Raw genomic sequence first — 12,850 nt, 5'->3', positions numbered from 1 at the left:
GGGCAGGGAAATCAAGCATTTCGGCATCAGAAAGATCCCCTGCCCAAGGAAGGCGGGAGTCCCGCGGCACGAATTTTGGCCCGCGTGGTCCCGATATCGTATGCCACGCGGCGGATCGAGAGGGTCTGCGCCTCCGTGTCGTGGATGGCATAGGCGGCCCTCCAGTCGCCATCACGCGGCTGCCCTGTGCTGCCGACATTGACAAAATACTGCACGCCACGCCTTAGGACGATATCCTCGGTGGTCACGTCGCAGACGGCGCCGCATTTTTCAAAGATGCGCGGCACATGCGTATGGCCGTAGAAGCAGACTTGCGTGGTCTGGTAGCTGAAACTGGCCGTCGCATCGAAGCAGTTGGTCACGTAGCCCCAGTTGCCCGGGGAATCGAGGGTGGCATGCACAAGGGTGAACTCGCGCACCCGGCGCACCAGTTTGAGCCCCAGCAGCCACACGCGCTGTTCTTCGCTGAGCTGCTCACGCGTCCACAGCAGGGCTTTCTGGGCCAGGGGGTTCAGTTCTTCGAGGGGGCTTTCGCTGGCGGCGCCTTCGTCATGGTTGCCGCGCACCACCGGGCAGCCCAAATCCCGCACGATTTTCAGGCAAGCTACCGGATCTGCGGCATAGCCGACAATGTCCCCCAGGCAGGCAAATTGGTCGCACCCCTGGCTCCTCGCGTCACTCAAAACACTCTCCAGCGCCTCAAGATTGGCGTGAATGTCCGAGAAAAGGGCCATTTTCATCGTCCAGGGAGTGTGCATACGCAGGCCCGGGGCGCTTGTTGCCGGAAAAGCAAACGGGGCGGATCACCCGATCCGCCCCGTCGCTTGATAGAGAGTCCAACAGCCAGAAGGAACCACTATTTGAAAGTTTTGACTGAGCCGTCTCCGGCTCGCTGTCTGGTGGTATGCTTCCACAAATCAAAAACGATGCGTCAGGTGCTCGTAAATGAGTTGTAAGGCGGTTGTAAACTGGCGTTTAGCGCGGGCTAAGCTCGTTCGTAATACCTAAATTCCAACCCTTCCGACTGATCAACGATTTCCTTCAAGGCAAACAGATGCTCAAAGGGGGGGAGCAGGACGTCTCCTTCGTAAGGTTCGGTAATCCAGGTGAGGTACAGCCCGTCACACTGCGGCAGCAGTTCTTCAAAGACGCGTGCTCCTCCGATCACAAAGACAGTCTCAGCTCCATCGATCACCTGCGGCAGTTCTGCGGCGCTGCGAATGACCGTCACACCTTCGCGCGGGGCCATCGTGTGGCTCAGCACAATGTTCTGCCGGCCTGGCAGCGGCCTGCCGATGGAGTCAAACGTGGCACGCCCCATTAGAATGGGGTGGCCGAGCGTCGTACGTTTGAAAAACTTCAGGTCCTCCGGGAAATGCCACGGCAGCTTTCCCTCGCGCCCGATGACGCGGTTGCTGGACATGGCGACGATGGCGATCAGGCGCATGACGACAACTTACCAGAGATCGATTGGCTGATGCGGCTCCGGCCGGATGATTTCGGTGCCTGGGATGGTTTCGCGGAAGCGGTTGGTGAACCACATCTGCGCAGGTTCCTCGCCATGGACGAGCAGCAGCTTCTTTGGCTTCACCTTCTCGATGTATTCGGCGATCTGCTCGCGCGAGGCATGGGCGCTGAGGTCAAAGCTTTCGATCCTCGCCCGCAGTTCCACGGCGGGGAGGTCTTTGGCCAGCTTGATCTTCGTGCCGGGCGTGGCATTGCGGATCTTGTAGCCGGGAGACTCAGGATCGGTGTAGCCCACAAAGCAGATGGTGTTGCGCGGATTATCGAGGAACTTCTGCGCGAAGATGTTTGAAACCGTGTGCTCCGTCATCATGCCGCTGGAGAGCGCGTAGAGCGTGCGCGGGCTGGAGACGAGCTCCTGGCGCTTTTTGTTCTTTCGCGGCACCAGCATCTTCATGTCCTCCAGCAGGCGGAAGCCGGGGTAGCTACGGCGGCTTCGGGAGGCGTAGTGATCATACAGGACGGTGATCTTGGTGCTCAGACCGCCGATGTAGAGCGGCATTTCGGGAATGAGGCCCTCTTGATGCAGCTCGTGCAGCATCATCATGACCTCCTGCGTTTTGCCCAGGGCAAAGACGGGGATCATCACCGCGCCACCGGCCTCATGCGTGTCACGGATCACTCCGGCGAGGCGTTCCTTTTCGCTTTTGCGGGAGAAACCCTCCGGGCGGGCATAATCACCACGCGTCGTCTCAGTGATCATCACATCAATTCCGCTGGTGGGGAAGTCAGCGGCACGGCAGATCGTCTGCGCCTCAAAATTCACGTCGCCCGTGTAGAACAGCGTGTTGCTCCCTTCACGCACCAGCACGCCGGTGGATCCGAGGATGTGACCGGCGTCAAACATCGTGGCTTCCAAATTGGTGTCCGGGATCTCAAACGGGCGGTCAATGTCACGGTAGATCCACTGGGAGCGGATCTCATCCAGCTCGCGATGGGTGAACAGCGGATACTCAGTGATGCTCTCCTCTTCCCGCTGCTTCGTCATCACGTTGACAGAATTGTGCAGCATGGCCGAGGCCAGCTCGCCGGTGATCTCCGTCATCAGCACCGGGGTGTTCGGCTGCTTGCGCTGCAGCACGGGCATCGATCCAATGTGATCGTGGTGCGAGTGCGTGATGATTACCGCGTTGGCCGACTTGTGCGGCAGAGGTCCGAAATCCGGCAGAGCGTCGAAGCCCGCACGTTTCGGGTGCATGCCGGCATCCAGCACGACGCGATGATCCCCGGCTTCGAGGAGATAAGAATTGGCGCCGATCTCACGTCGGCGTGTCAGGTTGCGAAAACGCATGCGGTATTTTTTGGGGGAGGGGGGAGCTGACACTAGGGGGCGGCCAGTGTTCCACAAGGGCTATTTGGCTCATGTGCCCGAATGGTTCGGCACTTGTTATCTGGTTGCCGTTCAGCGGTTTTGTTCCATTTTTAGGGATCATGCGCATCCACCCGCCTCGACTGCTGCTGAAATCCTTGAGCGTCCTTTGTATTGGCATGGCCGGTGTGCCGCTCCCCGCTGCGGAGCGTGTCTGGAAAGATGCGGGAGGTCAGCATGAGATCCGGGCTGAACTGGTCAGCCAAAAGGGCGGCGTCGTGCTGCTCAAACGCGAGAACGGTTTAATCATCACGGTGCCGTTGGCCACTTTGAGTCGCGAGGACCAGGAATTTCTCGCCGCAGGTCGCCCGCCAGAGGCTGCCGCACCAAGGGAGTTCGTCTTGAGCGGCGATTTGGAGGAAATCAGGATCGAATTTCCCAAGCCCATGTTCATCGGCACTCCGCTGGTGGATTTTCCCAACATGGAGAAATTCGATCCCTCCAAGCGCATCACGCGCTTCATGGCTCTCAAGGGCACCGTGAACGTCGCCAAGGGCAAAAAAGTCACCTCCTCCGATGCGGCTCCCATCATCGGTGAGCTTGCTCTCGTCACGGACGGCGACGCCGACGGTGCGGATGGTAGCTTTGTCGAGCTCATGCCGGGCAAGCAGTGGGTGCAGATAGATCTCGGAGCCACTCACACGCTTCAGAAAATGGCGGTATGGCATTACCACAAGCAGGCAGGTGCCTATTTGGACGTGATCATTCAGGCCTCGAATGACCCGGAGTTCAAACAGGGGGTCACCACCCTGTGGAATTCCGATCATGACGACAGCTCCAACATGGGAAAAGGCAAGGACCCCACGTATGTCGAAACCAGCTTCGGCCGCATCATCGAAGGCAAAGGCGCCAAGGCCCGCTATGTCCGCCTCTGGAGCAACGGCAACACCAACAACGACATGAACCACTACTGCGAAGTTCAGGTCTTCGCCGTTCCGGAGCAGAAAGCGGCCAAGTGACGCGTTACTTCACCCGTCCTGCGACCCTCGCAAACAGCGTCGAAACTGCCAGCAGCGCCGCCGGGACCGTGGGCGGACACCAGATGAGGCTGGATTGAAATGCGACGAAGCAGACCACCAGCGCGCCGAAGATGCACAGCAGCCCGCGCACGATCGCCTTGCCACGCGGCACGCAAATGACCAGCCAAGCCCCCACCAGTCCGGCGAAACCCCAGATGATCCATTGCGCCCAGTCCGGCAGCAGCCGAAGACGTGGCAGCGCGAGCAACTGAGCAAGCGCCTGCGCGTGCAGTCGTGCCATGCTGTTTTCAGAGCCATCATCAGTGCCGATCACGATCAACTTGCCGCTTCCCAGATTGGCCTTGTCCTGAGGAGACAGCGCCTCAGCCAGTTCCGAGGTCATCAGGTTTAGCGCGTCCACTTCAGGGACAGGCTGTTTAGGGTTGACCGTGAACGCCCCGGCGGCAGAAAGAGGAACAAAGGCGCCGTTTGACAGATAAGCCCCGGCACCAGGCCCCAGCAGCAGCCTTTGGGTGGCATAGGGCGTCCGGGTGAAGCGTGTCACCGCCTGTGCCAGGACGGTGGGCAGCACCCGGTCACTTTCACTGACGGCATAAAGCACCTTGCCGGCCTCGGCTGCATCCGTGGGGACCGAAATGCCCAGCTCGGCCTGCCGCCGCATCAAATCGTCCGGCGCAGCGATCAGAGCGCCCAGGGCCGGCACAGCCCCGCTGTCTCCCCGCACCTTCTGAAAGCGCGGCAGCGAGTCCTCAAGTCCTCCCATAAAGGCCGGAGTCTCCCGACTGGCCGCCAGCTTCGCCTCCACCCCCAGCACTGTGCTTGGAAAGGGATTCAAGGCCTGTGCAGCCTCATTTGCGAATTCAGGTGAGGGCCGGCTCCAAAACAGCGTTTCAGGTATCACGACCACCGCAGGCTCGTAGGCATGCAGGCTTTTCAGCACCATCTGCCAGTCCAGCGGCCGGGGCGGCCAGCCTGCATACTCCGCCTTGTCAGCGGCACGCATCTTCACCAGCACGACTGGCGCGGCAGCCACTGCATGGTCATCTGCCGGCGCAAAACGATCACGCGCATTGGCCACCAGAAAGTCCAGGAACACCTCATCCACCTCCTGAAACCGCCCCGCGTGATGCTCGCGGTCCAGCCACCAGCCGAGGCTGGTGAGAAGGAGCACGAGAATCAGGGCACGGATCATGGCAGGCAGTGCCCGGCGGATCGCTCCCGGTTAAGGCGCAGGCGTCTCAGCCGGAACGTCAGTGGTTTCGCGTTTGTCGGCGGAGAACTTGAGGCGCTTGTGCTCGTCGTCAAAGGAGACCTTGACGATGTCGCCTTCGCGGATGTCTCCACGCAGCAGGTGCTCCGCCAGCGGATCCTCGATGTTCTTCTCCACCGCACGGCGCATCGGACGCGCGCCATACTGCGGGTCAAAGCCCTCCTTCATGAGGAACTCACGGGCGCTGTCATCGAGCGAGATGTGGATGTTCTTCTTCTTGAGGCGGGTGACCACCTTGCTGACTTCGAGATCGACGATCTTGTTGAGCTGCTCTTTTTCAAGCATGCGGAAGATCACGATGTCGTCCAGGCGGTTGAGGAACTCGGGCTTGAAGAACTTCTTCGCGGACTCGGTGATCTTTCCCTTGATGCTGGCATTGTCAGCCACGTCCTGCTGCATGGCGATGAAGCCCAGGCTGGTCTGACGCTTGATGGTTTCAGCGCCCACATTCGAGGTCAGGATGACGATGGTGTTCCGGAAGTCGATCTTGCGGCCGAAGTTGTCGGTCACCTGGCCTTCTTCGAGAATCTGCAGCAGCAGATGCATCACATCTGGGTGAGCCTTCTCCACTTCGTCAAACAGGATGACGGAGTAAGGACGACGGCGCACAGCTTCGGAAAGCTGGCCGCCTTCTTCATAACCCACGTATCCGGGAGGCGCGCCGATCAGACGGCTTGCGGTGTGCTTCTCCATGTACTCGGACATGTCGATCTGGATCAGCGCCTCAGCGGTGCCAAACATAAATTCGGCCAGGTTCTTCGCCAGGAAGGTCTTGCCGACACCGGTCGGGCCGAGGAAGAGGAAGGAGCCGATCGGGCGGCGCGGATCCTTGAGGTCCGCACGTGAGCGGCGCAGCGCCTTGCTGATGGCGATGACGGCTTCGTCCTGCCCGATGACCTTGCCCTTGAGCTCGGTTTCCATCTTGAGCAGCTTTTCAGCTTCGGCCTGCTCCATGCGCTGGAGCGGAACGCCGGTCCACTTGGACACGACAGACATGATGTCCTCTTCGGTCACATCCACGATGCGTTCCTGATTGTTGGAGCGCCAGGTTTCCAGCACATCATCGAAGCGCTTCTTGGCGTTCTTCTCGCGGTCGCGCAGGTGGGCGGCTTTCTCGAAGTCCTGTTCCTTGATGGAACCTTCCTTCTCCACGCGGATCTCTTCGATCTCAGCCTCGATCACCTTCAGCTCAGGCGGGCGGGTCATGGCGGCGATGCGGGCCTTGGAGCCAGCCTCGTCCATGATGTCGATCGCCTTGTCCGGCAGGAAGCGGGAGGGCAGGTAGCGCGAGCTGAGGTTCACCGCGGACTTCAGAGCGTCCTCGGTGTACTTGGCCTTGTGGTGCATCTCGTATTTGCCACGCAGGCCAAAGAGAATGCGGATGGCATCTTCGACGGACGGCTCCTCGACCTTCACGCTCTGGAAGCGGCGTTCGAGGGCGGAGTCCTTCTCAATGTACTTGCGGTACTCGTTCAAAGTGGTGGCGCCAACGCACTGCAGCTCGCCGCGGCTCAGCGCAGGCTTGATGATGTTGCTGGCATCCATCGCACCTTCGGCACCGCCGGCGCCCACGATGGTGTGCAGCTCGTCGATGAAGAGAATGACGTTCTTGTTGCGGCGGATTTCATCCATCACCGCCTTGATGCGCTCCTCAAACTGGCCGCGATACTTCGTGCCAGCGACCATCAATGCGAGGTCGAGGGTGATCACGCGCTTGTCGCGCAGAATTTCCGGCACGTTGCCGGCGGAGATCTCCTGGGCCAGGCCTTCCACGATGGCGGTCTTGCCCACACCGGCTTCGCCGATGAGCACCGGGTTGTTCTTCGTGCGGCGGCAGAGGATCTGGATCACGCGGGCGATCTCTTCAGAGCGGCCGATGACAGGGTCCATCTCGCCTTTGATGGCGAGTTCCGTCAGGTCGCGGCCGAAAGCTTTGAGCGCCGGGGTCTTCTCGTTCTTCTTCTTGTCGCCAGAAGGCGTGTTGCCGGTGGGACTCACAGGTTCGCTTTCTTCCTCTTCCTCGCCTTCGTTCTGGGAGGAGAAGTTGGGGTCGAGTTCCTTGAGGATCTCGCTGCGTGCCTTGTCGAGGTTCACATCGAGGTTGCGCAGCACCTGGGCGGCGACGCCTTCACCTTCGCGCAGAAGGCCCAGCAGGATGTGCTCAGTGCCCACGTAGCTGTGATTAAGCGCCTTCGCTTCCTTGGAGGCCAGGGCCAGCACCTTCTTGACCCTGGGGGTGTAGGGAATGTTGCCGACCATCTTGGTCTCAGGGCCGGAGCCAACCTGCTGCTCCACCTGCATGCGCACGGTTTCAAGGTCGAGACCGAGCTTGGTCAAAACGTTCACCGCGACCCCTTGGCCGAGTTTGATCAGGCCCAGGAGCAGATGCTCTGTGCCGACGTAGTTGTGATTAAAGCGGTCCGCCTCCTTGCGGGCAAGAGCCAGGACCTGTTGGGCGCGTGGGGTAAAATTATTCATCATTAGGGGTGGAGGGGGTGCCTCCGGGGTTGGATTGATTTGTTGGAAAACTACCCGGGCCGTCGATTGATTGCAACCGTGCACGGGTTAAATCAGCACGCATGCTGTCCCGTTCTTCGGGTGACAATTCACGCGCAGCATTAAGCTGCAAATGAGCAGGTTGAATTTCTAGCAGAAGCATGTCGATCAGGCTGCGGTCGCAGTTCCCGATGAGGTCGAGATCTGCACCCAGACGAAGCATGGATAGCAGGTTCAGTGCCTCTTTGGAGGTAAGGATATGCGCATATCTCAGGATGGCGAAGGCACGGCCGACCTGGTCTCGCAGCATTGTCTGGTGGTCCTCCTTGAGCTTGGCCCGGGCGGTCATCTCAGACCGGACCACGCCTTCGATGACCTTCTCGATCTGGGCGATGATCTCAGGCTCTGCCTCTCCGAGCGTGTGCTGGTTCGAGATCTGGAACAGATTTCCCAGCGCTTCGGTGCCCTCTCCATAGAGGCCGCGCACGGCCAGGCCGATCTTGCCGATGGCCTTGATCACCGGATTGATCTGCTCCGTCAGCACCAGCGCGGGCAGGTGCAGCATCACGGAGGCGCGCATGCCGGTGCCCAGGTTGGTGGGGCACGCGGTCAGGTAGCCCAGCTTCGGGTCAAACGCATAGGGCAGCGCTCCTTCGAGCTCCGAGTCCACCCGGTCCACGGCCTCAAAGGCGCTGCTAAGGTTCAGGCCCGGGCGGATGCCCTGAATGCGAAAATGATCCTCCTCATTGATCATGATGGAGATGCTCTGCTTGCGGTCCACCACCACGGCGCAGCCGGAAGAGCGCGCCGCATGCTCGCGGCTCACCAGATGGCGCTCCACCAGCACCTGCTTGCGGATTTTGCTCAGGTCGGTGTAGTCCTCGCTGTAGCCATCCCGCATTTCAGGCAGTTCTTCCACCACCGGCCGTGCGCGTTCCAGCAGTTCAATTCGCTGACGCTCCTGGCTGAAACCGGGGAAGGGGTAGCCGCGGAGATTGCGTGCCAGTCGCACCCGGGAGGTCATCACCACGTCGGAGTGCGGCCCCGTGCCTTTCATCCAGTCGGCGGGGTTTTTGATCAGTGTGGCGAAGCGCATCATGGGCTTACAAAATAGGACTTAATAACTGAGATACGCGTTGAATAACAAGGAAGGATGAATCCAACTTTGGCATCCCTCATTTGGATGTCTTGGGCTGGAGACTTTCAATCTCAGATTTCAATTTCGCCGCATCCTCGTAGCGTTCTTCACTCACGGCCAGGTCCAGCTCCGCACGGAGTTTGGCGATGTCTGGCAGCGGCAGCGCGGGAGGCGCGGGTGGCGGCACCGGAGCAGGGGGCGGTGGCGCTTCCTTCAAAGACGTCGTCCGCTGCCGCGGCAGCATCTGCGGAGATGGGGCGTTCGAGCTGCTCGGCCGTTTGCCCACGTGCCGGGTGCCCTTGTGCATGTTGCGCAGCAGTCCGTCCAGTCCGTCGCGGAATGCATTGTAGCATTCCGGGCAGCCCATGCGGCCGATCTTTTTCAGCTGCGATGCCGTGAAGCCGCAGGCATTGCACACGATCTCCATCGTGTCCGTTTCCGCCCGGTGAGACGGGCTGAGAAACGCCTCCGCGAGACCGAAGCCGGTCTCCTCGGTCACGCCTTTGGCCTTTGAGCAGGTTTCACACAGGTTCACCGTGGTCATCTGACCGTTGATGATCTGGGTGAGGAACACAGTGGCCTCATTCTCGCAAACGTCGCATTTCATGGAAGTAGTCGTGCATGCTTTTCATGCCACATGGGTGATACGAATGGCAGCGCGTACTGGTTATGACAGGTACTCGCGCCCGTCAACCAATGCCCTGAGCCACCAGCCATTCGTCCAGTTCCGCCTGAAACTGCGGATGTTTCGCAAAGCTGTAATGAAAGGTCCGAAATCCCAGACGTGCCGCCGTGGCGATGTTGGGGGCCAGATCATCAATGTAAAACGTTTGCGCCGGATCCAGATCCAGCTGCTCGATCGTCTTCAGGAAGATCTCCTCGCCCGGCTTCGCACAGCGCGCCGTGTGCGAATACACGCCGCCCTGGAAATGCTGAAAAATGTCAAACTCGCGCAGAAAGTAGGCTTTGTGCAGTTCGTTGGTGTTCGAGAGCAGGTGCATCGGCAGCTTCCCCGCCAGCGCGCCCAGCGTGGCGTGCATCGCCTCGTTCTGCGCAAAGATCTCGCACCAGATCGACTCCAGCTCCTCCGGCCTTCCGCGAAAGCCCGTCAGCCTTGTGCCCTGTCGGATGAACTCCGCATCATCAATGTTGCCGATCTCGTACGGGACTTTGATGTCATCGAACAACGTCAGCACCGTCTCTGCCGGATGGTCGCACTGCTGCGCCAGCCGCCGGGCGGCGATGCTGAAGTCGAAGTCGATGAGAACTTTGCCAACGTCGGAAAGAATAACAGGCTGGGGCATGGCCTTCTTATGCACGCTGGCAAAGCTCGCGCCAGATTATTTCATCAGCTCGGCCAGCTTCGGACCGATCGCATCTGCCCAGATCTGGTAGCCTGCCTTGGAGAGGTGCAGGAAGTCAGGCATGATCTCCTTGGAAAGGCTGCCATCGGGCTGGAGGAACTTGCCACCGATGTCGAGGAAGAAGACGCTTTTGCCATCGTCGAGCTTGGCGATGATGTCATTGACCTGCTTCAGCTTGTCACGGCCTGGATTCGGACTGGCTTTCTCACCGCGTGGGAAAACGGCCAGCAGGAGAATCTTCGCCTGAGGCTGCTTTTCACGCACGGTTTGGACAATGGCAGTCACCCCTTTGGCAATGCCCTCGGCAGGATCGCTGCCGGAGTTGTTGGTGCCGATCATGATCACCACCGCCTTCGGCTTGATGCCATCGAGCTCGCCATTCTTGATACGCCACAGCACGTGCTGCGTGCGGTCGCCGCCGATGCCGAAGTTGGCAGGTTCGTATTTTCCGAAAGCCGTGGGCCAGACTTCCTTGCCATTGCCAGCCCAGCCGGCGGTGATCGAGTCGCCCAGGAAGACGAGCTGCGCCTTTCCTTCCTTGGCGATGCTGACGAACTTCTCGTGCGAGGCGATGAAGCCGGGGCTGATCTTGCCGTCCTTGCCATATTTTTCAGCAGGAACATCCGGTGGTTGCGGTGGCAGAACCACCGCAGGGGCGGCAGGAACGGCAGGTGCGCCTTCGAGGCCACGACCACTTTGAGTTCCAATGATGCCGCCGACTGCAGCACCTCCCTGGGCGCCAATGACGGCACCCTTCTTGGTGCCTGGAGCCGGAGTTTGCGCCTGGGCGGCGGCAGAGATGAGAAAGAGGAGGGAGAATGCAAAGGTTGTAATTTTCATGCACGCTCATTGTGGAGAGCTGCTTATGCGGAGGCAATCCGAAAGAGCATTCGGGATGTTTCGTTTATCCGTTTCAGCGGTGCCAGCCTTTCCCGATCCCTGCACTGCGGACTGCCTGCGTTTTTCCCTCACGAGGATTGACGCGATCTGTCAGTTCTGGCTAGCATGACCGGGAATTGTCAAAATTCATTCAACCACAACCACATCTAATATTATGCCAAGCAATCAAGGCGTCGCCTACATGGGGACCGGTAAGGTAGAGGTTCAGAGCATTGACTTCCCGAAACTGGAGCTGCGTGAGCAAAGGCGCAAATGCCACCACGGCGTCATCCTCAAAGTCGTCAGCACCAACATCTGCGGCTCCGACCAGCACATGGTGCGTGGCCGTACCACCGCGCCACAGGGCCTGATCCTTGGCCACGAAATCACCGGTGAAGTCATCGAAACCGGCCGCGATGTGGAGTTCATCAAGAAAGGCGACATCGTCAGCGTGCCCTTCAACATTGCCTGCGGCCGCTGCGCCAACTGCAAAGAAGGCAAGACCGGCATCTGCCTCAACGTGAATCCTGCCCGTCCCGGTGCCGCTTACGGCTATGTGGACATGGGCGGCTGGGTTGGCGGTCAGGCCGAGTACGTCATGGTTCCCTATGCCGACTTCAACCTGCTGAAGTTCCCGGACCGCGATCAGGCCATGGCCAAGATCAAGGACCTCACCCTCCTCTCGGATATCTTCCCCACCGGCTATCATGGTGCGGTTTCCGCCGGAGTGGGCCCTGGTGCGACCGTGTATGTCGCCGGTGCCGGCCCCGTCGGTCTGGCCTGCGCTGCCTCCTGCCATCTCCTCGGCGCCGCCGTCGTCATTGTGGGTGATTTGAACAAGGAGCGTCTGGCCCAGGCCCGTCGCTTCGGCTGCGAAACTGTGGACGTCTCCAAGAGCGCCACCGTTCAGGAGCAGATCGAAAGCATCCTCGGTGTGCCGGAAGTGGACTGCGCCATCGACTGCGTCGGCTTTGAAGCCCGTGGTTGCGGCCATAACCACAGCAAGGAAGTCCCCGCCCAGGTGCTGAACAGCGTCATGGAAATCACCAAGGCAGGCGGTGCCATCGGCATCCCCGGCCTTTACGTCACGGGAGATCCCGGCGCCGTGGATGAAGCCGCCAAAGTTGGCAGCCTCTCCATCCGCATCGGTCTCGGCTGGGCCAAGAGCCACACCTTTGTCACCGGCCAGTGCCCCGTCATGAAGTACCATCGCCGCCTCATGATGGCCATCCTGCACGACAAGATCAAGATCGCCAAGGCCACCAACGTCCAGGTCATCTCCCTCAAGGGCGCTCCCAAGGGATACACCGACTTCGACAAGGGTGCCGCGCGCAAGTACGTCATTGACCCCCACGGCATGATCAAAGCCTGATCTGTTTTTGGAAGTTAGGTTGAGGAGCCCTCCCGCTGCAAAGCGGGAGGGCTTTTTCATTTCGTATTCACGAGGCATTCAGGCTCACGCCCCTGATGTTTCGCGCCTTCTTTCTGTCTCACCCGCAGGATGACTGCTTCTTCACATAGACCAGTTCTCGAAAAGATTGTCATTTTGACCGGCGAGCGCAGCGGCCCCAGTGGCAAGGCGGGAGCGCCGCCTGCTATTTGAAAATAACAGGCAAGCGACCAACGCAGCCAATGGGGCCGCTCCGCCGTCCAGGCAATGTGACAAAATTTTTGAGAGTTGGTCTAAATGTAATGCCGCTAAGCAAAAGCTGGTTGGTGCCGGAAAAAGAGCGCTGTACAAATGAACTGCATGGTTAACTAAAGGCGGATGCCTGCATCATCCACACCTGATCTTCCCCCTGGCGTCTTTGCCCACACTCTCCGAGATCG

The 12,850-nt window shown here is 59.8% G+C and carries 11 protein-coding genes; 2 read left to right on the top strand and 9 right to left on the bottom strand.

The genetic code is table 11. The features are described 5' to 3' along the window. Positions 1–26: 26 nt before the first annotated feature. From ACILSR_RS23575 to ACILSR_RS23565, 3 genes are all read right to left on the bottom strand, one after another. On the bottom strand, positions 27–740 hold the full coding sequence (locus tag ACILSR_RS23575; protein WP_395752262.1) for a metallophosphoesterase family protein: 714 nt from the start codon (positions 738–740) through the stop codon (positions 27–29). Positions 741–985: 245 nt separating this feature from the next. Further along, positions 986–1,447, bottom strand: a complete 462-nt coding sequence (locus ACILSR_RS23570; RefSeq protein ID WP_395752261.1) for a dihydrofolate reductase — start codon at positions 1,445–1,447, stop codon at positions 986–988. Positions 1,448–1,456: 9 nt separating this feature from the next. Further along, the gene (locus tag ACILSR_RS23565) at positions 1,457–2,815 is read right to left on the bottom strand and encodes an MBL fold metallo-hydrolase (RefSeq protein WP_395752260.1); all 1,359 of its coding nucleotides are present in this window, start codon (positions 2,813–2,815) and stop codon (positions 1,457–1,459) included. A gap of 140 nt (positions 2,816–2,955) precedes the next feature. Here ACILSR_RS23565 and ACILSR_RS23560 point away from each other — a divergent pair, with 140 nt between their 5' ends. Next, positions 2,956–3,852, top strand: a complete 897-nt coding sequence (locus ACILSR_RS23560) for an SHD1 domain-containing protein (protein WP_395752259.1) — start codon at positions 2,956–2,958, stop codon at positions 3,850–3,852. Positions 3,853–3,856: 4 nt separating this feature from the next. On the opposite strand, the gene ACILSR_RS23555 is transcribed toward ACILSR_RS23560, so the two are convergent. The 6 genes from ACILSR_RS23555 to ACILSR_RS23530 all read right to left on the bottom strand — a co-directional run bounded on the left by ACILSR_RS23555 (position 3,857) and on the right by ACILSR_RS23530 (position 10,981). Continuing rightward, positions 3,857–5,065 (bottom strand): CHASE2 domain-containing protein, encoded by a 1,209-nt coding sequence (locus ACILSR_RS23555; RefSeq protein ID WP_395752258.1) that lies wholly within the window; start codon positions 5,063–5,065, stop codon positions 3,857–3,859. Positions 5,066–5,095: 30 nt separating this feature from the next. After that, positions 5,096–7,621, bottom strand: a complete 2,526-nt coding sequence (locus ACILSR_RS23550) for an ATP-dependent Clp protease ATP-binding subunit (RefSeq protein WP_395752357.1) — start codon at positions 7,619–7,621, stop codon at positions 5,096–5,098. Further along, entirely contained in the window at positions 7,614–8,738 is a 1,125-nt protein-coding gene (locus ACILSR_RS23545) for a protein arginine kinase (protein WP_395752257.1), read from the bottom strand. The genes ACILSR_RS23550 and ACILSR_RS23545 overlap by 8 nt, the downstream gene beginning before the upstream one ends. Positions 8,739–8,814: 76 nt before the next feature. Beyond that, entirely contained in the window at positions 8,815–9,384 is a 570-nt protein-coding gene (locus ACILSR_RS23540) for a UvrB/UvrC motif-containing protein (protein ID WP_395752256.1), read from the bottom strand. Between the two features lie 82 nt (positions 9,385–9,466). Further along, positions 9,467–10,081: an HAD-IA family hydrolase gene (locus tag ACILSR_RS23535; protein ID WP_395752255.1), complete on the bottom strand. Its 615-nt coding sequence runs from the start codon at positions 10,079–10,081 to the stop codon at positions 9,467–9,469. 36 nt (positions 10,082–10,117) lie between these two features. After that, complete coding sequence (locus ACILSR_RS23530; RefSeq protein ID WP_395752254.1) at positions 10,118–10,981, bottom strand: platelet-activating factor acetylhydrolase IB subunit; 864 nt, start codon at positions 10,979–10,981, stop codon at positions 10,118–10,120. Between the two features lie 214 nt (positions 10,982–11,195). Here ACILSR_RS23530 and fdhA point away from each other — a divergent pair, with 214 nt between their 5' ends. Then, on the top strand, positions 11,196–12,392 hold the full coding sequence (gene fdhA, locus ACILSR_RS23525) for a formaldehyde dehydrogenase, glutathione-independent (protein ID WP_395752253.1): 1,197 nt from the start codon (positions 11,196–11,198) through the stop codon (positions 12,390–12,392). Positions 12,393–12,850 lie beyond the last annotated feature (458 nt).

The organism is Prosthecobacter sp., assembly GCF_044222565.1.
GTDB lineage: Bacteria > Verrucomicrobiota > Verrucomicrobiia > Verrucomicrobiales > Verrucomicrobiaceae > Prosthecobacter.
The sequence above is the reverse complement of the archived record's forward strand: the minus strand, read 5'-3'. Positions and strand labels throughout refer to the sequence as shown.